The organism is Methylobacterium sp. UNC378MF, assembly GCF_900103195.1.
Lineage (GTDB): Bacteria > Pseudomonadota > Alphaproteobacteria > Rhizobiales > Beijerinckiaceae > Methylobacterium.
Map to the genome: position 1 here is coordinate 29,896 of NZ_FMWU01000038.1, position 24,271 is coordinate 54,166.

Genomic DNA, 24,271 nt, shown 5'->3' on the forward strand with positions numbered 1-24,271 from the left:
GCATGCCCCTCGTGCAGCGCCGCCGCGCGATGCTGTGTCTGGAATGTCACGATGCCGTGCCATATCTCCTCCGCCGTGCCCGTGCGTTCCGCCGGAACGGCGCTGCCACGACTTCGCCGGAAGCCGACCGCATCGTCGGACGCTTCGGGGCACGGATCGCTCGCCCGTTCATGCGGCGGCAATCCATCAAAAGAGATAATCCGCCCACGATACCCCCGGCGCTAGAATCCGGGGCGACGACTTTGGGGGACCCGCACGTGTTGAACGATGTTCTGACCCGGCCTGTGCCACAAGATGTCCCGCGCGACGAGCGCGAACCCGAGGTTCCGGCCGCGGCCGCCTGGACCGCCCCGGCGCTGTCCGTGAGCGGGGACGCGGTGGTCGACCTGCGGGAATCGATCCGCGCCAAGCTCGCCTTCGCCCTGGGCCGCACGCCCGAGACCGCCCGCCCGCGCGACTGGTTCGCGGCGACCGCGCTGGCCCTGCGCGAGCGGATCGTGGCCGCGGCTCTGGCCTCGGAGCGCAGCGTCCCGAACAAGCGCGTCTACTACCTGTCGCTGGAATTCCTGATCGGCCGGCTGATGTCGGACGCCCTGAACAATCTCGGCCTCACCGAGGCGACCCGCAGCGCGCTCCGGGAACTCGGGGCCGATCTCGACGCCGTGCAGGAGGCCGAGCCCGACGCGGCTCTGGGCAACGGTGGCCTCGGGCGGCTCGCCGCCTGCTTCATGGAGAGCATGGCCAGCATCGGCATCCCGGCCATGGGCTACGGCATCCGCTACGACCACGGCCTGTTCCGCCAGTCCATCGAGGATGGCTGGCAGCGCGAGGCGCCGGAGACCTGGCTGGCCGAGGGCAATCCCTGGGAATTCGCCCGGCCCGAGGCGACCTACCCGATCGGCTTCGGCGGCACCGTCACGCTGTCCTCGCCGGAGGAGGGGGTGATCCGGCGGCACTGGCAGCCGGCCGAGACCGTGCGGGCAGTGGCCCACGACGTGCCGGTGGTCGGCTGGCGCGGGCGCCACGTCAACGGCCTGCGCCTCTGGAAGGCCGAGGTCGGCGAGCCCATCGATCTCGCCCGCTTCAACGGCGGCGACCATGTCGGCGCGGTCGCGGCGCGGATGCGCGCCGAGGCGATCTCGCGGGTGCTCTATCCGAGCGATTCCTCGGCCGAGGGCCAGGAGCTGCGCCTGCGCCAGGAATACTTCTTCACCGCGGCCTCGATCCAGGATCTCGTGGCGCGCCACGTGGCCGAGCGCGGCGACGTCCGGTCCCTGCCGGACCACGCGGCGATCCAGCTCAACGACACCCATCCGGCGATCGCGGTGCCGGAGCTGATGCGCGTCCTGCTCGACGTGTACGGCCTCTCCTGGGAGGATGCGTGGCACGTCACCACCCACACGCTGCACTATACGAACCACACGCTCCTGCCCGAGGCGCTCGAGACCTGGCCGGTGGACCTGATGGAGCGGCTGCTGCCGCGCCACATGCAGATCATCTACCTGATCAACTGGATGCACCTGGAGGAACAGGCCAAGCACGGCCGCCAGGATGCGGCCTACCTCGCGTCGATCTCGCTGATCGACGAGTCGCACGGACGGCGGGTGCGCATGGGGCACCTCGCCTTCCACGGCGCGCGCCGGGTCAACGGCGTCTCTGCGCTGCACACCGACCTGATGCGCTCGACGGTCTTCTCGGACCTGCACGCCCTCGATCCGGACAAGATCGTCAACAAGACCAACGGCATCACCTTCCGCCGCTGGTTCCACAACGCCAATCCCGGCCTCACCCGGCTCGCCGTGGAGACGGTGGGCGCGGGCGTGCTGGACAATCCTGATCTGCTCCGGGGCCTGGAGGCCCATGCCGAGGATCCGGCCTTCGTGGCGCGCTACGCGGCGGTGCGCCGGGAGCGCAAGGAAGCCCTGGCGGCGATCATCGCCGAGCGCACCGGCATCGACGTCGATCCGGCCGCGCTGTTCGACGTGCAGGTCAAGCGCATCCACGAGTACAAGCGCCAGCTCCTCAACGTGGTCGAGACCGTGGCGCTCTACCAGGCGATCAAGGCCGAGCCGCACCGGGACTGGACGCCCCGGGTGAAGATCTTCGCCGGCAAGGCAGCACCGAGCTATGTCCAGGCCAAGCTGATCATCAAGCTCGCCTGCGACGTCGCCAAGGCGGTCAACGACGATCCCGAGGTCGCCGACCGGCTGAAGGTGGTGTTCCTGCCGAACTACTCGGTGAGCCTCGCCGAATCGATCATCCCGGCCGCGGATCTCTCCGAGCAGATCTCCACCGCCGGCATGGAGGCGTCGGGCACCGGCAACATGAAGTTCGCCCTCAACGGCGCGCTCACGGTGGGCACCCTCGACGGCGCCAACATCGAGATTCGCGACCATGTCGGGGCGGATAACATCTTCATCTTCGGCCTGGAGGCCGACGAAATCCGCGCCCGGCAGGCCGAGCCGGACTACGCGGCCAAGGCGATCCAGGCCTCGCCGCGCCTGGCGGCGGCGCTCGACATGATCGCCTCCGGGCGGTTCTCGCCGGAGGAGCCGGGCCGGTTCCGGCCGCTCACCGACGACCTGCGCCGGCGCGACCAGTACCTGCTCACCGCCGATTTCGACGATTACTGGCGGGTACAGCGCGCCATCGACGCCGCGTGGCGCGACCCGCGCGGCTGGTGGGCGAAAGCGATCCGCAACACCGCCCGCATGGCGTGGTTCTCCTCCGACCGGGCGATGCGCGAATACGCCGAGGATATCTGGCGGGTCCGTCTGGGCTGAATGCCGGTCGGGCCGAGAATCGGGGTCGCGGATCGCGCCGATCCGCGACCCCGCCCGCGCGGGTCGGTGCCCGGCGCGGGCGGGGGCCTCAGGCGGCGCGGACGCCGCCCAGGAAGCGGCCCACCTCCGCCGAGAGATGCTCCGACTGGCGTGACAGGGCCGTCGCGGCCCTGAGCACATGGTCGGCCGCGACGCCGGTCCGCTCCGAAGCCTCGGCCACCCCCACGATGGTGCCGGTCACCGCCGTGGCGCCCCGCGTCGCCTCGCCGATGGTGCGCACGATCTCCTGCGTGGCGGTCCCCTGCTCGTCCACGGCCGCCGCGATCGCGATCGCCACGCCGTTGATCTCGCGGATCCGGTCGATGATCACGCTGATCGCGCCGACCGCGGAACCGGTCACGCCCTGGATCCGGCCGACCTGCGCGGCGATCCCGTCAGTCGCCCTAGCGGTCTTCTCGGCCAGGGCCTTCACCTCCCCCGCCACCACCGCGAAGCCGCGCCCGGCCTCGCCGGCCCGCGCCGCCTCGATGGTCGCGTTCAGCGCCAGCAGGTTGGTCTGCCCGGCGATGGACGCGATCAGCCGCACCACGTCGCCGATCTCGGAGGCCGCCTGCCGCAGCTCGGCCACGAGGCCGGCGGTCTGGTCGGCCTCACCGACCGCCTGCTGCGCGAGGTCGGACGAGCCGCTCGCCTGACGGCCGATCGCCTGGATGGCGCTGCCGAGCCGTTCGGTCGAGGCCGCCACGGCGTTGATGTTGGCCGCGGCTTCCTCGGCCGCCGTCGCTACCGCGCCGGACCGGCTGGCCGTCTCCTGGGCTGTTGCGGTCATCTGGTGGGCGGTGCCTTCCAGTTCACCCGCCGAGGCCGAGACCCGGTCCACGATCTCGGCCACGGCCTCCTCGAAGGTCCGGGCGAGGTCCATCATTGCATCTCTGCGCATTGCGGCGGCTTCGGCATCCGCGCGCTGGCGGCGCTCGGCTTCCGCGGCGGCGTTGCGGGCGACCATGCTCCGGATCGCCTCGACCGCCCGCCCGACCATCCCGATCTCGTCGCCGCGCTGCGCCTCGACGATCGTGGCCTCGATATCGCCCCGCGCCATGCGCTGCAGCACGGCAACGAGGCGATGGAGCGGCCGCGTCACGCCGAACCCGACGATCGCGGCCGAGAGGCCGAGGGCGGCGAACAGCCCCGCGACGGCCGCGCCGATCAGCACCGTCCGCGCCCGTTCGGCCTCCTGATGCGCCGCGATCTTGGCTTCGCCGAGGCGGGTCGCCGCCTCCGCCTCGTAGGCCTGGGCCGCCTGGTCGAACCGCGCCCGGACCTCACGGCTCGCGACGACGCCGACCTGGATCGCCGCAGGGCGGTCGTTCCGGAGAGCGAGATAGTTGGAGCGGTCGAGCAGATCGAAATAGTCACGGGCGATCGCCCCGATCCGGTGGTGCAGCGCCGCGATTTCCTGACGTCGCGACATCTCGGCCAGCGTCTCGACGCTGTCGGCCACGGCCTTGACGTCCTCGTCGTAGCGCCTGCGAAAGAGCGGAAGGTCCGCCTCCGGGCGGCCGATGATGAGGTTGCGATTCATGAGTGCGGCATCGACGAATTTCTCGCGGATGCGCGCGAACATCTCCAATCTTGCGAAGTAATAATCGACCAGATACTTGTTTCTATCCTCCATATTTTTTATTCCTGCGAGCGCATAAAAGACCGAACCCGCAGTGACAATCACCATGATGACGATAGGCACGGACATTTTGACATGCAGCTTCGTGTTTCTCAGAATCCGCATGTCGCCCGATCTCCTTCCGCACGCGGAAAGCTTTTTATCACACAGGCTCTATCGAGAGCCATGCGCGTTCAAGATGATTCCAAGGATGCCGAAGACAATATCGATATACAATATTTAGCATTCCGATGTAATAATTGGAATACAGAAGCAAATACGTCGAAACTTTCGAACCGATACAGCCGCGCAGGCGTGGGATCCCGAAGCCGAGCCGGATGCGCGATGGGCCGGTCGCCGCGGGCCGCCGGCCGGGCTCCGTAAGGCCCGATGCCCTGTTCGCTCCGGGACCGGGCTCTCAGGCCCCGCGGACGAGGCCGATCCGCAGCCCGATGCGGCGCAGGCCGCGCCGCAGCCGGTGATGCAGGCGCACCGCGCGCTGGGCGAGGCTCAGCCTGCGCCGGCAGATGATGTGCGACACCCGTCCGAGCCGCGGGCCCGGATCCGGCGTCCCCTTGCGCAGGGCGATGTCGGGACGCTCCGCCGATTGCGCGATCGTCAGCGCGCACGCCGCCGGGAGGGTGACGCTGCGGAACATCGAGCGCGTGTAGTAGGAGAACTCGTCGTAGGCGACGAGGGCGTGCGCCCGCCCGGTCGCGCAATCCTCGATTGTCAGCGTGCCCGCCTGCGGCCCGTAGGTCACGAGGAGGCCGATCACGTCGCGGGTTCGCCCGAGGGAAACGGCGACGCGCGTGCCCTCCGGGATCTCCAGGAAGTCCAGCGGGATGCCGTTGCGGCGCAGGGCGAACGCGCAGGACAGGCCGGGGAGGGTGCGGAGCGGCAGGGCCTCGAACCGGCCCGGCAGAGTCCGGAACCGGTCGATATAGGCGTGGCCCGGCGGCGGTGCGCGCAGGAAGCTGTAGACCAGGAGGCCGTAGAGGTCGGCGCCCGCCGGCGTGACGTGGGTGGCGTCCGTCAGCAGATAGGTGATGTCACCCGCTCCCGCCGCCGCCACCGGGGCGGCGATGTCGAGAGAGGGGATCCCGTAGAGGGCGCGGTATTCCGCCAGCAGGCCGGCGACGGGCTCGGCCGCGTAGTCGACGCCGCCCTGGTGCAGGTTGAGAAAGGCGACGGGCAGGTTCCGCCGGGCGGTCGCCGCGAGGATGTCGTCGAGATAGGCCCGCATCGTCGCGCCGTCGAAGTAGCGGACGTTGCCGGTGAACAGCTCCAGGAGCACGCGGTCGCAGGGGATCGCGTCCAGGATCTCGTCGATCAGGGCGGCGATGGAGGGCAGGGAATGGCCGCCCCAGCCGCTGCGGAGGACCGTGACCGGGCGCCCCTCGGCCTCGGCCAGGGCGTTGGCCCGCTCCACATAGCCCGGCAATTCCGTGACGCTGTAGCCGAGGCAGAGGACGCGGATCATCGAGGCTCGGATCGGGCACGGGGCCGGCCCCGTGCGGCCGCCCCGGCGCGGGTATCAGCCGCACGCCGCCGCGTCGAGGCGGCCGCGGTCAGTCGAGGACGATCGGGTAGCAGCGGGCGCCCACTGAGGCGGCGAGCACCTGCACGGCGCCGACCGTCGAGACGTCGCCCGCCACATGGACCACGTCCGTGGCGCGCAGGCTCGGCAGGTGGGCGCTGAGCGGGCCGGAGCGCACGTCCGGGGGCCGCTGGCGGCCGCGGTCGGCGCAGAGGACGATCCGGGAAACGCCGGTGCGGCGCAGCCAGTCCAGGCTCTCGCGCATGTAAAGGTCGAGGGCGTCGCGGGCCCCCACCGCCAGGGTCAGCTCGCGGGCGGGCTCGACGTAGCGGGCTGCCCGGGCGATCGCCCAGATCGCGCCGAAGCCGGCGCCGGCCGCCACCAGGACGAGGCGGCCGCCCCCGGGGCGGTACTGCCCCCGGCCGACGGGCCCCTTGAGGCGCACCGGCTGGTCGAGCCGGAGCGCGTCGAGGGGATCGCCCTCGGGGTCGCGGGCGACATGGAACACCACGTCGTTGATCTCGGTCGTGCCGTCGACCCGCAGCGTCGGGGACAGCGTCCGCGTCGGCAGCCCCGCGAAGGTCACCAGCGCCTGGTGGCCGGGCTCGCCGGTGGGGCGCCGGGTCAGGGTCGCGACGATCTCGAGGATGCCGGGGCTGAGCCGGCGGATCTCCGTGACCGTGCCCTTGCGGACGGCGACGGGCGGGGGCGGCGCCTCCTCCTGGCCCAGGATCGGGGCGCCGGGGAGGGCCGGGCGCAGGGCCTCGGCCCGGGCCCGGCGGGCGGGGTGGCGGCGGCTGGACGGCGCGGCGCTTCCCTGGGCGAGCCCCTGGCCGGCGAGCAGGTTGCCGGACTGTGCCTGAAGCGGCGCGATCATGCCCTCGGCCAGCGCCGCCTCCAGCGGCGTGTCGCCGGTCGAGACGCGCACCGACCGACCGTTGACGACGAGCGAGCAGCGCGCCCCCATGGCTCTCCCCCGCATGCCCTGGTGACGGATCAGCGGGCGCGGATCAGGAGCGAGTCGACCAGGGCCGCCCAGCGCTCGCGGGTCGCGCGGACATCGTCGGTCGGCGCCGATTCGGTGAGGAGCTGGCGCTGCGCCCGCAGCGACTCGACCTCCTGCCGCTGGGCCCGGAGCACCGCCTTCATCACCTGCAATTCGGTCTCGAGGCGGGCGATCTCATCGGCCTCGTCCTGCACGTCCACGGCATCGTCGGCGAACGCGTCCGTGAGCGCATCGGCGTGGCGTGGGTCGCGGAGGGGCAGGCGGGTCCGGGCCTGCTGCTCCAGCCGGACCGGGCGGGCCATCAGGCGGCGCACGAGGTCCGAGCCGCCTGCCTGCTGGTAACGCCGTGCCGCCTCGGCCATTCGACCCATCCCCATCGCGGGCGCTGAAGGGCCCGCCTATCAACAGGAGCTTGATCGGACATGGTTAAGGCGGACTTAAACCGATCCGCGCCATTCGCCGCTTCGGCCTCTCAGGCCGCGTCTGCAGCCGCCTGCTGCATCACGCCGGCGACGAGCCTGTAAGTCTCGGCCCAGGCCTCCCGGACCTCCGGCGTGAAGTCCGAGCCCAGGCCCTGCTCCAGGGTCCACAGCAGGGCCGCCCCCACCGGAGCATAATGGGCGGCCTGCGTGCCGTAGGCCACGTGCTTGCGCCCGAGATCCTGGAGCGCCGGAACCACGGTCTCCGGGTGGTTCAGATTGGCCACCGCCAGACCGAGCATCGCCATCAGCTTCTGCTTCTGCTCGGTCATGTCCTCGGGGAAGAGGGCGCGCACCTGCGGAGCGATCTCGAACAGACGACCGTAGAACAGGTCAGCCGCCGTCCCGGCGATGGGTCGCACCTTCGCGAAGCTGTCCTGCACGCACTTGACCTGTTCTGGCGTCATCGCATCCCTGCCACCGCGTTGTCGTTGGCCGGCAGGATGCCTGATTGGCCGGTCAGGTGGAATCTCAGGCCGCCTCCGGCGCCGCTCCGACGATCTGGCGGGCCTGCAGCAGGGTCATCGGCTCGCCGAAGGCGGGGCCGAGGGCGTATTCACAGCCGAGTCCGGCGAGTGCCTGGGCGTCGGCCTCGGACTCGCAGCCCTCCGCCACGATGGCGAGGTTCAACTCGCTCGCCATCCGGACGATGGAGCGCAGGATCGCGGTCTGACCGGTGCCGATCTGGCGCACGAAGGTCGCATCGACCTTGATCGTGTCGAACGGGAACCGCTGCAGGTAGGAGAGGGCCGAGTAGCCGGTGCCGAAATCCGACAGGCACAGGCCGGCTCCGAGGTCGTGGATCCGCGCCAGCATCTGGGCGGCGTATTCCGGGTTCTCCATCACGAGGCTCTCGCTGAATTCCAGCTTGAGCGAGCCGGGCAGGGCGCCGGAGCGGGCCAGCACGGTCTTCACGTCGTGCAGGAGATCGTGGCGCAGGAGCTGGCGCGAGGACAGGTTGCAGGCCGCGAAGATCGGCGGCTCGACCTCCAGGGAGCGCTGCCACGCCGCGAGTTCCAGCGCCGTGCGCTCCAGGGCGAAGATGCCGAGATTGACGATGAAGCCGCTCTCCTCGGCGAGCGGCAGGAAGGTCGAGGCGGGGATGCGCCCGAGCTTCGGGTGGTCCCAGCGCAGCACGGTCTCGAATCCCGCCACGGTCCGGTCCTCCAGGCGCACCACCGGCAGGAACAGGACCTTCAGCTCGTTGCGCTCGATCGCCTTGCGCAGATCGCTCTCCAGCATCAGCCGGTCCGAGCGGTCGGTGCGCATATGGGCGCGGAACACCTCGATCCGGTCGCCGCCGTTGCGCTTGGCCTGGATCATGGCGATCTCGGCGCTCTTGAACACCTCGTCGCGCTTCAGGTTGGCGCCGGCCTCGTAGAGGGCGAGGCCGATCGAGACCGTGAGGAAGATCTCCCGGTCGGCGTAGGTGATGGGGGTGGCGATCGCCCGGCGGATCATCTCGGCGAAGGCCAGGATCCGGTCGGGGTCGCGCTCGGAGAGGAGGATCACCGCGAACTCGTCGCCGGCCACCCGGGCCAGCGTGTCCTGCGGCCGCAGCAGGCGGCCGAGCCGGCGCGACAGGGTCAGCAGGATCGAGTCGCCCGCCGAGAGGCCGATGGCGTCGTTGATGCCCTTGAACCGGTCGACATCGAGCACGATCACGGTCGGCTTGAGGCGCTGGTCCTGGCCGGCGAAGGCGAGCGCCGCGTCGAGCCGGTCGCCGAACAATTCGCGGTTCGGCAGGCCGGTCAGGCTGTCGTGCACGGCGTCGTGGAGCAGGCGCTCCTCGGCGGTCTTGATCTCGGTGACGTCCGCGATGGTGCCGACCACCCGGATGACCTCACCGTCGGCGCCGATCACCGGCCGTGCCTTCAGCCGGTACCAGAAGAACGTGCCGGCCTCCGAGCGCAGGCGGAAATCGTGGACGATCCGCCCGCGCCGCTCCTCGATCACCGTGTCGAGGGCCGCCGAGTAGCGCTCCACGTCGAAGGGGTGGAGCGCGCCGAGCCAGTTGGTCGCCGGCCCCTCCAGGGTGCCGCGGGCGAGGCCGAGCTGGCCCTCGATCTCCGGGCCGACGAAGACCCGGTCGGCGGGCACGTCCCAGTCGAACACCACGTCGCCGGCGCCGGTCAGCGCCAGGGCGCGCCGCTCCGTATCGGAGACCAGGGCGTGGCTGAGGCCGCCGCCCGCGAAGGCGTGCTGGAGCACCGTGAAGCCGATCAGCATCACGATCAGAACGAGGCCGCCGATGAGGGCCGGCTGCACGAGGTCGCTGCCGATCTGGCCGGTGACCGCGAAGCCCGCCGCCGTCACCCAGACCACCAGCAGCAGCCAGGTCGGCACCAGCAGGATGGCGCGGTCGTAGCCGTTATGGGCGGCGAGGTAGACGATCAGCAGCAGGCCGATGCCGGCCACCGCGGCGATCGAGATCCGCGCCACGCCCGCCGCCACCGGCGGGTCGAACACCGCGAGCCCGACGAGGCCCGCCAGGAAGGCAAGCCAGAAGAACGCCACGTGGCTGTAGCGCACGTGCCAGCGGGCGAGGTTGAGATAGGCGAAGAGGAAGACCAGCAGCGTCGCCCCGAGCACCGCCTCCGCGGAGGCCCGGTAGACCCGCTCGGCCAGTTCCGTGACCGGGAAGACCCGCTGCAGGAAGCCGAAATCGATGCAGGCATAGGCGAGCACCGACCAAGCCAGCGCCGCCGCGGCCGGGAAGATGATCGCGCCCTTGACCACGAACACGATGGTCAGGAACAGGGCCAGCAACCCGCTGATCCCGATGATGATGCCCTTGTAGAGGGTCAGGCCGGCGGTCTTGCGGCGGTAGGCGTCCTGATCCCAGAGGCGGAGCTGGGGGACGTTGGAGCCGCGCAGCTCGGCCACGTAGGTGATGGTCGCGCCGGGATCCAGCGTGATGGTGAACTGGTCGGCCTCGGGGTTCTCGTCGCGCTCCGGACGGATACCCTGGCTCGCCGTGATGGCGGCGATGCGCGAGCCGCCGAGATCCGGCCAGATCACTCCGGAATCGACCAGCCGGAAATGCGGGGCGACCAGGATGCGGTCGATCTGCTCGTCGGTGTCGTTGGTGAGCGCGAACACGATCCAGTCGGGCCGGGCGCCGGCGTCGCGCGCCTTCACGACGATGCGCCGGACGATGCCGTCCTTGCCGGGTGCGGTCGAGATCTGGATCAGGTCGCCGTCGGAGCGGTAGCGCTCGATCGCGGTGGTCAGGTCGATCACCGGCGCGTCGAGGGTGACGCGGACCGCCTCCACGGCCTGGGCGGGCCCGCTCACGCCGAGCGCGAGCGCGAGGGCACCGACGAGACCGCCGACCAGGGTCAGGAGGAGGGCGAGGATGCGCAAGGGTGTCTTGACTTCCGGCCGTGCGAGCTTCGGCATCGGCCGCCCGGGCGGCCTCGATCGATAGGCGCGGGCCTAACCTGGGGCAAGGTCGCCCCGCGGCCGGTCCACATGCCGCGGATCGCGCCCCTTTGCGGCCAAATCAAGTTGGGCCCGACCGGAGGCGGCCGTTCTGGGCACGATCCGGATTATCTCAGAGGCTGCCCAACCCGGACTCCCCCGATCTCCCCCCTCTCCTGAAGGGGCGGGTCGGACCTCCATCGCGTCGGGCGGCGCTCAGGCCGCCCGGAGCGCGCCCGCGATCTTGTCGAGGGCGGGCAGCTTGCGGATCGGACCGATCGCCGCCAGCGTCGGCGTGCCCTGCAGCATCGCGGCCGCCGCGGCCCGGACATCCGCCACCGTGACGGCGTCGACCTTGTCGATCACCTCTCCGGCGGGAATCACCCGGCCCCAGGCCAGGATCTGGCGGGCGTTGCGCTCGATGCGCCCGCCGGGCGTCTCGAGAGCCGAGAGCAGCGAGACCTTGAGCTGCGCCTTGGCGCGGGCGATCTCGGGCTCGCCGAGGTCGCGGGCCGCGCGGGCTGTGGCGGCAAGCGTCACGTCGACGAGTTCCGGCAGGTCCGCCCCGGCGGTGCCGGCGCCGATGCCGAACAGACCGCAATCCGAGAACGGCCAGTGGAAGGCCTGGATCTCGTAGGCGAGGCCGCGGGTCTCGCGCACCTCCTGCCAGAGCCGCGAGGTCAGGCCGCCGCCCAGCACCTGCGCGAACATGTGGAGCGCGTAGTAGCTTTCGTCCCGGAAGGAGAGGCCCGGCAGGCCGATCACCACGTTGGCCTGCTCGAGCTTGCGCGGCATCCGCCGCTCGCCGCCGCCGTAGACGCCCGGCACGGACGCGGGGGCGGATTTGGCCGGCAGGGCGCCGAAATGGCGCTCGGCCGCCGCCACGATCGCCTCGTGGGTGACGGCCCCGGCCCCGGCCACGACGATGCGGTCCGGCGTGTATTCCCGGTCGAGATAGGCCCGGATGCCGGCCTCGTCGAAGCTCCGGATCGTCTCCGGCCGCCCGAGGATCGGCCGGCCGACGGGCTGGTCCGGGAAGGCGGCCTCCGTGAAGGCGTCATAGACCACGTCGTCGGGAGTGTCCTCGACGGCGGCGTATTCCTGCAGGATCACGCCCTTCTCCCGGGCGAGTTCGCCTGCGTCGAAGACCGAATCGGTGAGGATGTCGCCGATCACGTCGAGGGCGAGGCCCACATCCTCGCCGAGCACCCGGGCGGTGTAGCTTGTCCCCTCCGTGGAGGTCGCGGCGTTGATCTCGCCGCCGACATTCTCAATCGCCTCGGCGATCGCCTGCGCCGAGCGCGCCCGCGTCCCCTTGAAGGCCATGTGCTCGATGAGATGGGACAGGCCCGCCTCGTCGGCGCGCTCGTTGCGCGAGCCCGCCCCGACCCAGACGCCGAGGCTGGCGGTAGCGACCCCCGGCATCGGCTCGGTGACCACCGTGACCCCGTTGTCGAGCCGGGTCGTGCGCAGGGACGGCGAGGCGGCGTGCGTGGAGAAGTGCTGGTTCATCGCGGACTCAGGCACCCCTGGTGATGCGGGCACGCTCGCGGATGAGCGTCTCCAGAGCGGCCTGATCGTTGGCCACCCGGGTCAGGCGCTCGGGCCGGTCCATCAGGTCGGCGAGGTGCGGGGGCAGGGACGGACGCAGGCCGCCGGTGGCCTTGGCGACCGCGTCCGGGAATTTCGCGGGATGCGCCGTGGCCAGCGCGATGACCGGCGTCGCCGGGTCCTTCTCCAGCAGCCGCCGCCCGGCATGCACGCCGATGGCGCTGTGGGGGTCGAGCACCACCCCGGTGGCGGCCTGGGTCAGGGCGATCTCCGCCATGACCTCGGGTTCCGGCACCGCGACGGCGTCGAACTCGGAGCGGATCGCGGCCAGAACCTCCGGACTCAGGTCGAAGCCGCCGGACTGCTTCAGGCCGGCCATCAGCCGCGACAGGGAGGAGGCGTCGCGCCCCAGCGCCTCGAACAGGAGCCGCTCGAAATTCGACGAGATCTGGATGTCCATGGAGGGCGAGGTGGTGGGCACCACGCCGCGCAGCGCGTAGGCGCCGTGCTCCAGGGTCCGCACCAGGATGTCGTTGGCATTGGTGCCGATCATCAGCCGCTCGACCGGCAGACCCATCTGCTTGGCGACCCAGCCGGCCAGCACGTCGCCGAAATTGCCCGTCGGCACCGCGAAGGAGACCGGCCGGTGGGGGGCGCCCAAAGCCACCGCGCTGGTGAAGTAGTACACGGCCTGCGCCGCCACCCGGGCCCAGTTGATCGAGTTGACACCCGACAGCCGCACCGAATCGGCGAAATCGGCGTGCTGGAACAAGGCTTTGACGAGGTTCTGGCAATCGTCGAACGTGCCGTCGACGGCCAGCGCGTGGACGTTCTGCGCCGGCACCGAGGTCATCTGCCGCCGCTGCACCTCGGAGACCCGGCCGTGCGGGTAGAGGATGAACACGTCGACCCGGTCGAGGCCGCCGAAGGCCTCCACGGCGGCCGAGCCGGTGTCGCCCGAGGTCGCGCCCACGATGGTGGCGCGGGCGCCGCGCTCGGCCAGCACGTGGTCCATCAGCCGCCCGAGCAGCTGCATCGCCACGTCCTTGAAGGCGAGCGTCGGCCCGTGGAAGAGTTCCAGCAGGAACAGGTTGTCGTCGAGCTGGGTCAGCGGGCAGACCGCCGGGTGGCGGAACGTGGCGTAGGACGCGTCGATCATCCGGTCGAGGTCAGGGCCGGCGATGTCGCCGTCGATCAGCGGGCGCAGCACGCGCTTGGCGGCCTCCGCGTAGGGACGGCCGGCGAGCGCAGCGATCTCCGGATGGCCGATCTTCGGCCAGGTCTGCGGCACGTAGAGCCCGCCGTCGCGGGCGAGGCCCGCCAGGAGCGCGTCCGAGAACGAGAGCGGCGCGGCCGCGCCGCGAGTCGAGACGTGGAGCACAGGGTCCTCCGAGGGGAAGGCGCCCCCTCTACACGATGCGGGCGGGCCTGTCGAAAGTCCCGGACGCGCGGCCGGTCCGCCCGGGGGGCCCGGCCTTTAACCGGGGCTGAACGGGCCGGTTCAGGGCCGGTTTCCCGGGCACGCCCTAGAGCCGGCGCACCCCGCGGCGCCCCAGCCGGCGGGGCGGATCGAGCCTCGGAGAGAGCCGACATGACCCGACTCATCGCCCTCGCGGGTGCCGCGGCGCTGCTGTGCGGCACCGCCGCCTTCGCGCAGGCCCCACCGCCGCCGCCCGGCGGCCCGCGGCCCGGCCCCGAGGCCGGCGCGCCACCCCCGCCGCCGCCGCCGGGCGACCCGAGGCGCGGCCCCGGTCCCGACGGTCCCCCGCCGCCACCGCCGTCGCGGGCCGCCCATATCGTGCTGGAGCGCGGCGACGCGCGCGTGGACGTGAAATGCGCCGACGACGATTCGACGAAGGCCTGCGCCGACGTCGCCCTGCAGATGCTCGACAGGCTCGCGGCGTTCCGGCCCTGAGGCCGACAGGCCCGTGCCCGCCGCGACGGTGGCGGGCACCCCTCAGGCGCGCGCGCCGGGCGCCTTGACCAGGCGGCAGCCGGTGATGCGCCACTGCCCGTCCGCGTCCCGGGCGAGGCTGTACTCGGCCGTCCAGTCGATGCCGTACTCGTCCTGGATCGCCACCGACTGGACCACGCCCGCCTCGTCCGTGTCCCGCGCCTCGCCGAACACGAAGCTGCGGTGGCGGTAGACCGGACGATACTGGTTCCGGACCATGCCGATGAACAGGTCGGCATTCGGGAACAGATCTCGGATCCCCGGCGCGGCCTGCTCGTAGGCGGTCTGCGCGTCGTCGCGGCCCAGCGCCTGCTCCTGCTTGGCGATCACCGCCCGGGCCGCCGCGCGCTCCGACTCGTCGGCCGCCGCCGCCGGTCCCGCGAGGACGAGGACGAGGAGCAGAGCGGACCACGCGCGCATCGCTGTCACTCCGGCAGGATCGGACCAAGATTTCTCAATGCCACCTGGAAATGGTCTCCGTTTCGGCGGTGACAATCTTTTCGAAGGCTTCCGGACGATGCTGACGCACGGAAACTTATCTCGGCCGTTCGGCGCGGCCGGACGGGCAGCGCGCACGGGTTGAGCACGCATCGCGCCTCGGTTGTGCAAGCCGCTGGAAAGAGAGGCATTTTCGCCCCGGACGGACGCCGCAGGTTTGACCCTCCGCCGCGGTTTTGCGAGCCTCCGCGCCGACTCGGTTCCGGGGGAACCGACCGGGCGGAGCGCGGACGATGATGCAAGGCCATGCGGACGAGAGCGCCGGTGCCCGAACGGGGCCGGCCCAAGGCACACCTGCTCCGAACCGCGTGACCGCTCCGGATCTCGTGGCCGGGACGACGCCTGGAGGCGGGCCGGCCATGAGCGTCGGGGTGTTCATTCCGATCGGCAACAACGGCTGGCTGCTCTCGGAGAACGCCCCGCAGTACCGCCCGAGCTTCGAACTGAACAAGCAGATCACCCTGAAGGCGGAGGGCTACGGGCTCGACTTCGCCCTGTCGATGATCAAGCTGCGCGGCTTCGGCGGCAGGACCGAGTTCTGGGACCACAACCTCGAATCCTTCACCCTGATGGCGGGGCTCGCCGCCGTCACCACCCGGATCCGGCTATTCGCCACCGCGGCGACCCTGTGCCTGCCGCCCGCCATCGTCGCCCGCATGGCCGCGACCATCGACTCGATCTCGGACGGGCGCTTCGGCCTGAACCTCATCACCGGCTGGCAGAAGCCGGAATACGACCAGATGGGCCTGTGGCCAGGGGATGAGTATTTTTCCAATCGTTACCACTATTTAGCGGAGTATGCTCAGATTCTGCGCGATCTGTGGGAGACGGGGGTCAGCGACCGCAAGGGCGCGTTCTTCCAGATGAACGATTGCCGGCTGAGCCCCCGTCCGCAGGCCCCCATGAAGATCATCTGCGCCGGCCAGAGCGGCGCCGGCCTGGCCTTCACGGCCCAGTACGCGGACTACAATTTCTGCTTGGGGAAGGGGCTCAACACGCCGACCGCCTTCGCCCCCGTGGTGGAGAAGCTGGCGGAGGCCAGCACGCGGACCGGGCGGCGGGTGACGGCCTTCGCCCTGTTCATGATCATCGCCGACGAGACCGACGAGGCGGCGATGGCCACCTGGGCGCACTACAAGGCGGGCGCGGATTCCGAGGCGATCGCCTGGCTCGGCCTCCAGGGCGCGGCCGACACCAAGTCCGGCGGCGACACCAACGTGCGCCAGCTCGCCGACCCGGCCTCGGCGGTGAACCTCAACATGGGCACCCTGGTGGGCAGCTACGCCGGCGTGGCCGCGATGCTCGACGACATCATGACCATCGACGGGGTGGAGGGCGTGCTGCTGGTCTTCGACGACTTCCTCAAGGGCCTCGACGCCTTCGGGACGCGGATCCAGCCGCTGATGCGGTCGCGCCGGCACGTGACGGCGGCGCCGCTGGCGGAGGTCGCCTGATGGACGCCCCCGCCGGATATCGCGACCCGAACGGCCGCCACGGCGGCGTCATCCTGCCGGCCCGCCCGGAGCCGATCGCCTTCGATCCCGCGACCACGGTCCTGATCGTCGTGGACGTCCAGAACGCCTATGCCAGCCCGGGCGGCTACCTCGACCGGGCCGGCTTCGACGTGTCGGGCACGGGCCCGGTGATCGCCCGGATCGCCCGGGTGGTGGCGGCGGCCCGGGGTGCCGGCATCCCGGTCCTGTGGTTCCAGAACGGCTGGGACCCGGCCTATGTCGAGGCCGGAGGCCCGGGCTCTCCGAACTGGCATAAATCCAACGCCCTCAAGACGATGCGCCGGAATCCTGGAGTAAATACGCAGCTTCTGGCCAAGGGATCCTGGGATTATGCGCTGGTCGATGCCCTGACGCCCGAGCCCGGCGACATCGTCATGGGCAAGCCGCGCTACAGCGGCTTCTACAACACGCCCCTCGACAGCACCCTGCGCGCCCGGGGCGTGACCACGCTGGTCTTCACCGGCATCGCCACCAATGTCTGCGTCGAGTCGACCCTGCGGGACGGATTCCACCGGGAGTATTTCGGGATCGTGCTGGCCGACGCCACCCATCAGGCCGGGCCGGAGAGCCTGCACCACGCGGCGCTCGCCAACATCGAGACCTTCTTCGGCTGGGTCTCGGACGTCGCCGCCTTCGAGGCGGCCCTCGGCACGCCTTCACACGCCGCGGTTGACGCGGCCGGCGTCGACCTGGCCGGATAAGTGCATCGCGCACCCGGCCGGTGACCGGCAGGGTGCGCGAACGCCGCCGCGCTGCGGCCTCCCGCGCGTCCTGCCCGGCCTGGTCGTCAGGTCGAACGCGGGAGGCGCAGGGGAATGCCCAAGCAGGTCGTGATACCGCCGGGGACCGGCAAGCCGCTGGCCCCCTACGTGCCCGGCACGCTGGCCGACGGCGTGCTGTACGTCTCGGGCACGCTGCCGCTGGATGCGGATGCCAACGTGGTCCATGTCGGCGACGCAAGCGCTCAGACCCGCCACGTGCTGGAGACCATCAAGGGCGTGGTCGAGGCCGCGGGCGGCACGATGGTGGACGTTACCTTCAACCACGTCTTCCTGGCGGACTGGGCCGACTACGCGGCGATCAACGCCGTCTACGCGGAGTATTTTCCGGGCGAGAAGCCGGCGCGCTACTGCATCCAGTGCGGCCTCGTGAAGCCCGAGGCCCGGGTGGAGATCGCCTCCGTCGCTCATATCGGCCGCTGATGGCCAGGCGCGCGGCGGGGGCGGCCCCGCTCCATCACGACGTGGCTGGCCCGGCGGGCGGGCGTCCGGTGCTGCTCTCGCCGGGGCTCGGCGGCGGGGCCGGCTATTTCGCGCCGCAGATGGCGGCCCTGACCGCGCGGTTCCGGGTCGTCACCTACGACCATCGCGGCACCGGGCGCTCGCCCGGCCCGCTCGAGCCGGACCACGGCATCCCGGCCATGGCGCGGGACGCGCTCGCGGTTCTGGATGCCGTCGGCCTCGACCGGGCCGACGTGGTCGGCCACGCGCTCGGCGGGCTGATCGCCCTCCAGATGGCGCTGGAGGCCCCCGAGCGGGTCGGGCGGATCGTGGTGATCAACGGCTGGGACGCTCTGGACCCGGTCACGCGCCGCTGCTTCGCGGCCCGCCGGGCGATCCTGGCCGGGGGCGGCCCGGAGGCCTTCGTGCGGGCCCAGGCGATCTTCCTGTACCCGGCGCCCTGGCTCTCCGCGCAGGCCGAGCGGGTCGCCCGCGACGAGGCGCAGGCGCTGGCGCATTTTCCCGGTGCCGAGACCGTGCTGACCCGCATCGCCGCCCTGGAGCGCTTCACGGTTGCCGACCGTCTCGGTTCGATCGGCCACGAGACCCTGGTGATGGCGGCCCGGGACGACGTGCTGGTGCCCTACACGCGGTCCGAGCGGCTGGCGGCGGCGCTGCCCGAGGCCCGCCTCGCCCTCGCCCCCGACGGCGGCCACGCCCACAGCGTCACCCGGCCCGAGGCTTTCAACCGGGCGCTGCTGGATTTCCTGGACCGGGACTGAGCGGCCCCTACGGCCGCAGCGCGATCAGCGGCAGCGCCACCGCGTCGATCGCGGCGGCCAGCACCGGGAGCAGGGCCGGCCAGCGCAGGGCCGCCGCGGTGCCGATCCGCCCCCGGGCAAAGGCCAGGATCCCCATCGGCGCCAGGGATAGCAGGTCCCGGATCGGCAGCCCGCCGAGGCCGCCCGCCGGAGCCAGGGCCTGCGCCCCGGCCATCAGCCAGAGACCGAGCAGCGCGCACCCCGAGAGCCACAGCCGCTCCGCGCGCGGGGGCAGGGGGCCGCGCTGCAGCGCGAGCGCCGGCACCAGCAGCGCGGCGGCCCAGAGGCCGTAGAGCGGCCAGGGCAGCGGGATCGGCAGGGGCATGGGCCCACCTCCCGCTCCGGCGGCATGCTGTGTCCAGAGGCTCGCGGGCAGGAGGGCCGGCAGGAAGGCCGGCAGGAAGGCGAGTGCGGCGAGCGGCAGCCGGTCCCGGCCGTAGCGGGCCAGCCGTCCCCGCGGCGGGAACGGCACCAGCAGCATCCCGGCGAGGGGCGCGCAGGCCGGCCGCGCCAGCACCGCCAGGGCGATCGCCACGGTCGCCCCAGCGCGGCGCGCAGGCCCGCGGCGGCCCGTCATCGGCCGGGGACTGAGCAGCGCGGCGGCGAGGGCCGCAAGCGCGAGGACGGGGCCATCCGGTCCTGACGCGGCCGCGAGCGAGGTCGGCCAGCAGAGCAGCGCGAACAGCGCGGCCCGTCCCCGGGTCGCCAGGGCCAGGGCGGCAAGCCCTAGGATCAGGAACGCGGCGATGGTGGCGAGCCGGCCGAAGGCGTCGAAGGCCGACAGGGTCTCGCCGGCCAGGGCGGCCCAGGCCAGCGCGAGGCAGACCGGCAGGCCGAGGCCCAGGAAGGCGCAAGCCCAGAACCGGCCGTCCCCGGCGAAGGGCAGGTTCACGGCCGCACCCGCGTCGGCGCCACGGACCCGGTCCGGCCGGCTCTGCCGGTCGGGCGGCGGGCGGATGTGACGGCGGCACTCGGGGTCGCGTACAGCATCGCAAATCCAGGATCGGCACGGCCGTCCCCCGCGGCCCATCGGGCCGTGGCGTACCGGATCAGCCGGCCGTCCGCACCCGCGCATCGCGAAGGAGGCCCGGCAGCGCCGCGGCCAGGAGGACCGCCGCCCGCAGGACCTCCGCGGCCTCTCCGGGGGAGCGGCGAGCGAGCGCCAGGACGAGCCGCAGCGGCACCTGCGCGCCGAAGCTCGCCGCGATCAGGGCGAGGGCTGCGGCGGCGCCGTGATGCTTGCCGGCATAGAGGATCTGGCTGCGCAGGAAGTAGAACAGCCGCCGCGCCCGCACCTGCCGGGTCGTGCCCTGGCCGACATGGCGGGCGACCGCCCCGGCCACGTGCCGCACGGAATAACCTGCCGCCCGGGCGCGGGCGCAGAGGTCGACATCCTCCCAGTAGACGAAGAAGCGCGGATCAAACCCGCCGAGCGTCTGGAACAGGTCGCGGCGGATCATCAGGAAGGCGCCCATCACCTGATCGACGGGGCGATCCTCGGCGTGGTCCCATTCGAGGAGGAAGTGCGGCCGCACGAGCCCCAGCCGATCCAGCGCCAGGGTGCGGCCGATGAGGCCGAGGGCCGAGGGGGTCCGGGCGCAGGAGCGCGCGGTCCGCCCGGCCGGATCGACGAGCCGTGCCCCGACGATCCCGGTCCGGGGATCGGCCGTCAGGGCGGCCAGAGCCACGCCGAGCGCGTCGGGCGCGACCTGCGTGTCCGGGTTCAGGAACAGGATCGCGGGGGCATCGCCGGCAGCGGCGCCCTGGTCGCAGGCCCGGCCGAAGCCGAGATTCGCCGCGTTCTGGATCAGCCGGAGCGGGCGGGGCAGGGCGGGCAAGGTCTCGATGGAGCCGTCCGTCGAGGCATTGTCCACGACGGTGACCTGCACGGACCCGGCATCCTGCGCGGCCGCGAGGCTCGCGAGGCAGGCGCGCAGCAGCGCGCCGCCATTCCAGTTGACGATCACCACGTCGAGGACGGGGCGAAGGGCAGGGTGGTCGGTCACGGCAGATCCTTGGGCAGATCCTTGGGCGGCCCGAGGCGCCCGAGGGCGCCGTCGCGGGCGGCCGCGAGGAGCCGCAGCAGGACGGCGGGCCGCCAGCCCGAATCCGCCCAGTACAGCCCGGCCTGGAGCGGCAAGTAGGCGGCCTGGGCGAACTTCCAGCGGAGCGGCACATGCGGCAGCCGCCACGCGTAGATCGCGTTGCGCAGGTAGGTTCCCATGCGGAACAGGGGCTGGCGCGGCATGGCGATCCCGGGTCCCCGGATCACCCCGCCGCCGACCCGGTGCGGGATCGGGACGTCGCGGGCACGATAACACCCGTATCCGAGACTCCAGGCGCGGAAGCACCATTCGAGTTCGACCCCGTCGATGAAGAAGTCGCTGCGGAACGGTCCGATCCGGGCGAAGGCATCGAGGTCGATGAGCGAGCCCGAGGTCGCCAGGAACTGCACCGGCGCGAGTCCGTCCCGCTCCGGCGCGCCTGGCCGGGGCGGGTAGGCGGGCGCCTTAAGGCCGCGGGCCGGCGCCGGGGTCGGACCCACCACCGCGGCCGGGATCCCGGCCTCCCGCAAGCGGTCGCGCGCCGCCAGCAATGCGGCAGCGAGATCCCCGGATGGCTCGGCATCCTGGTCGAGGAGGAGGAGGGCTCCGGCCCCCGCGGCCCGGGCGGCCGCGGCGATCCGGTTGAGCGCCTCCGCGATACCGAGATTCGTCCCCTCCGACAGCACGGTCACGCCGGCCCGGGCGAGGCGCTCCGCCGGCCCGGCCGGGAGGCCGCTGTTGTCGAAGGCGATCACCCCGGCAAAGCCGGCCGAGGCCAGGGCGCGGACGCGCTCCACCTGATCCGGTCCCGGCCGGAACAGGGTGACCCCGAGCACGAGGCGGTTGAGCCGGGGGTCAGACACCGGGCGCGCCCCGGTCGCGATCGCGGTCCCTCACGCCTGTTCCACCGCGGCGGTCGCCGCCTCCAGCGCCGCCGTGATGGCGGCGGCCTGTTCGGCACTGAGCGGCCCGCGGGCGAGCCGCATCCGCAGGGCGAGTTTCAGCCCCTCCTGGGCGCGCACCACCGAGGGCGGCGGACCGTCGCCCCGGGCGGCCTCGGCCTCCGCCATCCGGGCGAGGATCGCCTCGAGGGTCGGGCGGTTGCCGTCCAGGAAGGCCTGCCCCTCGGGCGTGATCGTGTGCAGCCGCTTGGTGCCCTCCCCGGGGGTCACCGTCACGTGGCCGAGTTCCTCCAGGAGCGTGAGCGTCGGGTAAACCGTCCCGGGGCTCGGGCTGTAGGCGCCGCCGACCCGCTCCTCGATGGCCTTGATGATCTCGTAGCCGTGCCGCGGCTTCTCGGCGATCAGGTGGAGGATGACGAGGCGCAGGTCGCCGTGGGCGAAGAAGCGCGCGAGGTCGCCCCGGCCGCCGCGGCCGAACATCCGCCGTTCGCCGGGCCCACCACCATGGTGGCCGTGCCGCAAGCGGGGATCGGCCCCCATGGGTCCGCGATGGCCGCGGACGCGGCCCGCATCGAAGGGATCGGCGTTGAGGAAGTCGGAGAGATGGGGATGCATGAATGTCACTCAGTTTCGATATGACGTAATTCTAGATATATCGAAATACGGTCGGCCGCAAGGCGCGCATGTTCGACGCACCGGGTGGCGCTTCTGCGCGGCGGGTGCCGGCGACCCACGGTTTACGGATTTGGCCGGTTCCGTTAGTGCGACGGGTGTCCGACCGGACGATCGCTCCCGCGCCGCCGCGCGCTCCCGACGCTGCCTGCCAGCTGCCGCCGATGACCCGATCAGAGCCCCGTGCCTCGACCGAGCCCGCCCGGCGGGCGGCCGATGGATGCCGCGCCCTGTGACGGCCGGCGGTGAACGCCCTTCCGTAGAGTCCTGAGATGCGCCGCGGCTCCGACGGAACCGGCCGGACCTCGGCCCTGACGAAGCTGAGGCGGCGCCTCGGCCGGTTGCGCGACCCGCTGGCCAAGCCTGGGGCGCTGCACCGCCGCTGGGCAGGCGCAGCGACGGGCGGGGATCTTGAGGCACGCTTAGTCAACGCGATGGCGCCGCATTTCGACGCGGCGTTCTACGCGAGCTGGTACGGGATCACGGCCGACCCGGTGCGCGACTACCTCGTCCACGGCTGGCGCGCCGGCCGCGACCCGCGCCCCGACTTCGACTCCGCCGCCTACCTCGCCCAGCGCCCCCACCTCGCCCGCGCCGGCATCAACCCGTTCCTGCACGCCCTCGCGCGCCGCCGCGCCGGGGCTGGCGGAGCTGGCGGGGAGGGTGGGGCCGGCAGGGCTGACGCCCTGCCCAGACCCGACACGGCCGAGGCCCACCGCCTCGCCCGCCGCCTCGTCGACGGCGCCTTCTACCGCGCCGGCAATCCCGACCTCGCCGCCGCCGGCGTCGACCCGGTCGACCACTACATGGCCTCCGGCTGGCGCGAGGGCCGCGAGCCGGCGCCCCAGTTCGACACCCTGGCCTACTGCCTCAGCCGCGGGATCACCTTCGCCACCCAGAACCCGCTGGTGCACTACGTCCTGCACGGCGGACCCGCCCGGCCCGACCCGGACGCCGCCTTGGCCCTGCGGATGGCGACGCTCGCCCCCTACTTCGACGCCGCCCATTACCGGCAGCGCCTCCCTCAGCCGCAGGCCGAGGCGCTGGCCGGCGCCACGGACGACGCGCTGCTGCGCCACTACGTGGCGGAGGGCTGGCGGGCACGGGTCAGCCCGCGGCCGGACTTCGACCCGGCCGGGTTCGTGCAGGCGCGGTCCGGCAGCCGGGCGGTCGGCGACGACCCGTTCTTCCGCTACGTGGCCGAGACCCGGCTGACGGGGGCCGAGCCGTTCGCGGAGCCGCACCGGCTGAACCTGCCGGCGGTGGACGCGGACTGGTACCGGGCGACCTATCCGGATGTGGGCGGGCGCGAGCCGTACCTGCACTTCGCCGAGGCGGGCTGGCGGGAGCTGCGCGACCCGGGGCCGGGGCGCTCGACGCTGGCGGCGCTGCTGCGGGTGTGCGGGCTGCGCCCGGCGCGGGCGCCGGTCGAGGACACGGCCTGGCTCGGGGCGATCGGGCAGGGGGCGCTCGACCGGGACGCGCTCCTGGACCTGCAGGCGCGGCTGGTGGCGGGGCATTTCGACCACGGCTTCTACCGGGCGCGCTACGGGCTGTCCGAGGCGCAGGACGCGGTGCGCGACTACTGCGACACAGGCTGGACCAAGGGCCGCAATCCCAGGCCCGACTTCAACGGGCAGGCCTACGCCGACGCGCATCCCGGGATGCGCGAGACGGGGCTCGCGCCCCTCGTGCACCTCCTCGCCACGGCGCTGATGCACGGCACCGACATCTCGGCCGGCGCCTTTCACCCGCGCTACGGCACGCCGGATTCACGGGATTCGGCGCTTGCCGACGAGGCTCGAGTAATCGCGCCGTTCTTCGACGCCGCCTTCTACGCCAGGCGCAACCCCGACGCCGCCGATGCCCCCGGCGGGCCGCTCGCCCACTTCGTCGCCTACGGTCAGCATGAGGGGCGCGACCCGAGCAAGGCGTTCTCGATCGCGTTCTACAGGGAAACCTACGGCCATCTTCTGGGTCCGGGGGAGTCGCCGTTCCTGCACTACGTGCGCACCGGCCGCGCCGCCGGGCTGATGGCCGCGCCCGAGGATCTCGGCACCTACCCGCCCATGAAAGCCCCCGCGGCCCACGACTGGGACCGCCTGCCCCGGGCCCTGCCCATCGCCGACGCCCGCGTCGTCGTCATCGTCCCCGTCTACAAGGGCCGCGGCGAGACCCTGCGCGCCATCCACGCCTGCCTGTC

At 72.2% G+C, this 24,271-nt stretch carries 19 protein-coding genes and 1 pseudogene; 7 read left to right on the plus strand and 13 right to left on the minus strand.

Translation table 11 applies throughout. From position 1 onward, the window contains the following. The first annotated feature begins 170 nt into the window (after nt 1-170). The gene (locus BLT59_RS27400) at nt 171-2,783 is read left to right on the plus strand and encodes a glycogen/starch/alpha-glucan phosphorylase (protein ID WP_244514176.1); all 2,613 of its coding nucleotides are present in this window, start codon (nt 171-173) and stop codon (nt 2,781-2,783) included. Nucleotides 2,784-2,871: 88 nt separating this feature from the next. Here BLT59_RS27400 and BLT59_RS27405 read toward each other — a convergent pair whose 3' ends face one another. From BLT59_RS27405 to thrC, 8 genes are all read right to left on the minus strand, one after another. Next, nucleotides 2,872-4,458 carry a methyl-accepting chemotaxis protein gene (locus BLT59_RS27405; protein WP_091788492.1) on the minus strand — a complete coding sequence of 529 codons (1,587 nt, stop codon included), beginning with the start codon at nt 4,456-4,458 and terminating at the stop codon, nt 2,872-2,874. 403 nt (nt 4,459-4,861) lie between these two features. Next, complete coding sequence (locus tag BLT59_RS27410; RefSeq protein ID WP_091788495.1) at nt 4,862-5,926, minus strand: SGNH/GDSL hydrolase family protein; 1,065 nt, start codon at nt 5,924-5,926, stop codon at nt 4,862-4,864. An 88-nt stretch (nt 5,927-6,014) separates the two neighbouring features. Beyond that, nucleotides 6,015-6,950 (minus strand): ferredoxin reductase domain-containing protein, encoded by a 936-nt coding sequence (locus tag BLT59_RS27415; RefSeq protein WP_091788498.1) that lies wholly within the window; start codon nt 6,948-6,950, stop codon nt 6,015-6,017. 29 nt (nt 6,951-6,979) lie between these two features. Then, entirely contained in the window at nt 6,980-7,351 is a 372-nt protein-coding gene (locus BLT59_RS27420) for a hypothetical protein (protein WP_091788502.1), read from the minus strand. Between the two features lie 110 nt (nt 7,352-7,461). Beyond that, nucleotides 7,462-7,875, minus strand: coding sequence for a globin family protein (locus tag BLT59_RS27425; RefSeq protein WP_091788505.1), 414 nt, complete (start codon nt 7,873-7,875; stop codon nt 7,462-7,464). Between the two features lie 64 nt (nt 7,876-7,939). Then, nucleotides 7,940-10,870 carry an EAL domain-containing protein gene (locus tag BLT59_RS27430; RefSeq protein ID WP_091788508.1) on the minus strand — a complete coding sequence of 977 codons (2,931 nt, stop codon included), beginning with the start codon at nt 10,868-10,870 and terminating at the stop codon, nt 7,940-7,942. A 237-nt stretch (nt 10,871-11,107) separates the two neighbouring features. Continuing rightward, nucleotides 11,108-12,403 (minus strand): M16 family metallopeptidase, encoded by a 1,296-nt coding sequence (locus BLT59_RS27435; RefSeq protein WP_091788511.1) that lies wholly within the window; start codon nt 12,401-12,403, stop codon nt 11,108-11,110. 7 nt (nt 12,404-12,410) lie between these two features. Further along, nucleotides 12,411-13,823, minus strand: a complete 1,413-nt coding sequence (thrC, locus tag BLT59_RS27440) for a threonine synthase (protein WP_091788514.1) — start codon at nt 13,821-13,823, stop codon at nt 12,411-12,413. Nucleotides 13,824-14,033: 210 nt separating this feature from the next. On the opposite strand from thrC, the gene BLT59_RS31535 reads away from it, so the two are divergent. After that, nucleotides 14,034-14,357: a hypothetical protein gene (locus tag BLT59_RS31535; protein WP_091788517.1), complete on the plus strand. Its 324-nt coding sequence runs from the start codon at nt 14,034-14,036 to the stop codon at nt 14,355-14,357. A gap of 42 nt (nt 14,358-14,399) precedes the next feature. On the opposite strand, the gene BLT59_RS27450 is transcribed toward BLT59_RS31535, so the two are convergent. Next, entirely contained in the window at nt 14,400-14,816 is a 417-nt protein-coding gene (locus BLT59_RS27450) for a DUF4864 domain-containing protein (protein WP_091788520.1), read from the minus strand. Nucleotides 14,817-15,253: 437 nt separating this feature from the next. On the opposite strand from BLT59_RS27450, the gene rutA reads away from it, so the two are divergent. The 4 genes from rutA to rutD all read left to right on the plus strand — a co-directional run bounded on the left by rutA (nt 15,254) and on the right by rutD (nt 18,410). Beyond that, nucleotides 15,254-16,348, plus strand: a complete 1,095-nt coding sequence (gene rutA, locus BLT59_RS27455) for a pyrimidine utilization protein A (RefSeq protein ID WP_091788523.1) — start codon at nt 15,254-15,256, stop codon at nt 16,346-16,348. Next, nucleotides 16,348-17,109, plus strand: a complete 762-nt coding sequence (gene rutB / locus BLT59_RS27460) for a pyrimidine utilization protein B (RefSeq protein WP_091788526.1) — start codon at nt 16,348-16,350, stop codon at nt 17,107-17,109. The genes rutA and rutB overlap by 1 nt, the downstream gene beginning before the upstream one ends. Nucleotides 17,110-17,223: 114 nt before the next feature. Continuing rightward, on the plus strand, nt 17,224-17,610 hold the full coding sequence (gene rutC, locus BLT59_RS27465; protein WP_091788528.1) for a pyrimidine utilization protein C: 387 nt from the start codon (nt 17,224-17,226) through the stop codon (nt 17,608-17,610). Further along, the gene (rutD, locus tag BLT59_RS27470; protein WP_091788530.1) at nt 17,610-18,410 is read left to right on the plus strand and encodes a pyrimidine utilization protein D; all 801 of its coding nucleotides are present in this window, start codon (nt 17,610-17,612) and stop codon (nt 18,408-18,410) included. The genes rutC and rutD overlap by 1 nt, the downstream gene beginning before the upstream one ends. A 7-nt stretch (nt 18,411-18,417) precedes the next feature. Here the strand turns inward: rutD and BLT59_RS27475 are convergent, their stop codons facing one another. The 4 genes from BLT59_RS27475 to BLT59_RS27490 all read right to left on the minus strand — a co-directional run bounded on the left by BLT59_RS27475 (nt 18,418) and on the right by BLT59_RS27490 (nt 22,011). After that, nucleotides 18,418-19,341, minus strand: coding sequence for a hypothetical protein (locus BLT59_RS27475; protein WP_091788532.1), 924 nt, complete (start codon nt 19,339-19,341; stop codon nt 18,418-18,420). Between the two features lie 157 nt (nt 19,342-19,498). Continuing rightward, the gene (locus tag BLT59_RS27480) at nt 19,499-20,455 is read right to left on the minus strand and encodes a glycosyltransferase family 2 protein (protein WP_091788534.1); all 957 of its coding nucleotides are present in this window, start codon (nt 20,453-20,455) and stop codon (nt 19,499-19,501) included. Further along, nucleotides 20,452-21,357: a glycosyltransferase family protein gene (locus BLT59_RS27485; RefSeq protein WP_091788536.1), complete on the minus strand. Its 906-nt coding sequence runs from the start codon at nt 21,355-21,357 to the stop codon at nt 20,452-20,454. Before BLT59_RS27485 ends, BLT59_RS27480 begins: the two co-directional genes overlap by 4 nt. Before the next feature lie 30 nt (nt 21,358-21,387). After that, entirely contained in the window at nt 21,388-22,011 is a 624-nt protein-coding gene (locus BLT59_RS27490; RefSeq protein ID WP_091788538.1) for a PadR family transcriptional regulator, read from the minus strand. Nucleotides 22,012-22,340: 329 nt separating this feature from the next. On the opposite strand from BLT59_RS27490, the pseudogene BLT59_RS27495 reads away from it, so the two are divergent. Beyond that, nucleotides 22,341-24,271: pseudogene (locus BLT59_RS27495) on the plus strand (glycosyl transferase); the annotation flags it as partial.

What these genes read in the sequence shown, in the direction of transcription:
- BLT59_RS27400 (WP_244514176.1), top strand. Translation starts at nt 171, where the DNA reads ATGCGGCGGCAATCCATCAAAAGAGATAATCCGCCCACGATACCCCCG.
- BLT59_RS27405 (WP_091788492.1), bottom strand. Translation starts at nt 4,458, where the DNA reads ATGGAGGATAGAAACAAGTATCTGGTCGATTATTACTTCGCAAGATTG.
- BLT59_RS27410 (WP_091788495.1), bottom strand. Translation starts at nt 5,926, where the DNA reads ATGATCCGCGTCCTCTGCCTCGGCTACAGCGTCACGGAATTGCCGGGC.
- BLT59_RS27415 (WP_091788498.1), bottom strand. Translation starts at nt 6,950, where the DNA reads ATGGGGGCGCGCTGCTCGCTCGTCGTCAACGGTCGGTCGGTGCGCGTC.
- BLT59_RS27420 (WP_091788502.1), bottom strand. Translation starts at nt 7,351, where the DNA reads ATGGCCGAGGCGGCACGGCGTTACCAGCAGGCAGGCGGCTCGGACCTC.
- BLT59_RS27425 (WP_091788505.1), bottom strand. Translation starts at nt 7,875, where the DNA reads ATGACGCCAGAACAGGTCAAGTGCGTGCAGGACAGCTTCGCGAAGGTG.
- BLT59_RS27430 (WP_091788508.1), bottom strand. Translation starts at nt 10,870, where the DNA reads ATGCCGAAGCTCGCACGGCCGGAAGTCAAGACACCCTTGCGCATCCTC.
- BLT59_RS27435 (WP_091788511.1), bottom strand. Translation starts at nt 12,403, where the DNA reads ATGAACCAGCACTTCTCCACGCACGCCGCCTCGCCGTCCCTGCGCACG.
- BLT59_RS31535 (WP_091788517.1), top strand. Translation starts at nt 14,034, where the DNA reads ATGACCCGACTCATCGCCCTCGCGGGTGCCGCGGCGCTGCTGTGCGGC.
- BLT59_RS27450 (WP_091788520.1), bottom strand. Translation starts at nt 14,816, where the DNA reads ATGCGCGCGTGGTCCGCTCTGCTCCTCGTCCTCGTCCTCGCGGGACCG.
- rutA (WP_091788523.1), top strand. Translation starts at nt 15,254, where the DNA reads ATGAGCGTCGGGGTGTTCATTCCGATCGGCAACAACGGCTGGCTGCTC.
- rutB (WP_091788526.1), top strand. Translation starts at nt 16,348, where the DNA reads ATGGACGCCCCCGCCGGATATCGCGACCCGAACGGCCGCCACGGCGGC.
- rutC (WP_091788528.1), top strand. Translation starts at nt 17,224, where the DNA reads ATGCCCAAGCAGGTCGTGATACCGCCGGGGACCGGCAAGCCGCTGGCC.
- rutD (WP_091788530.1), top strand. Translation starts at nt 17,610, where the DNA reads ATGGCCAGGCGCGCGGCGGGGGCGGCCCCGCTCCATCACGACGTGGCT.
- BLT59_RS27490 (WP_091788538.1), bottom strand. Translation starts at nt 22,011, where the DNA reads ATGCATCCCCATCTCTCCGACTTCCTCAACGCCGATCCCTTCGATGCG.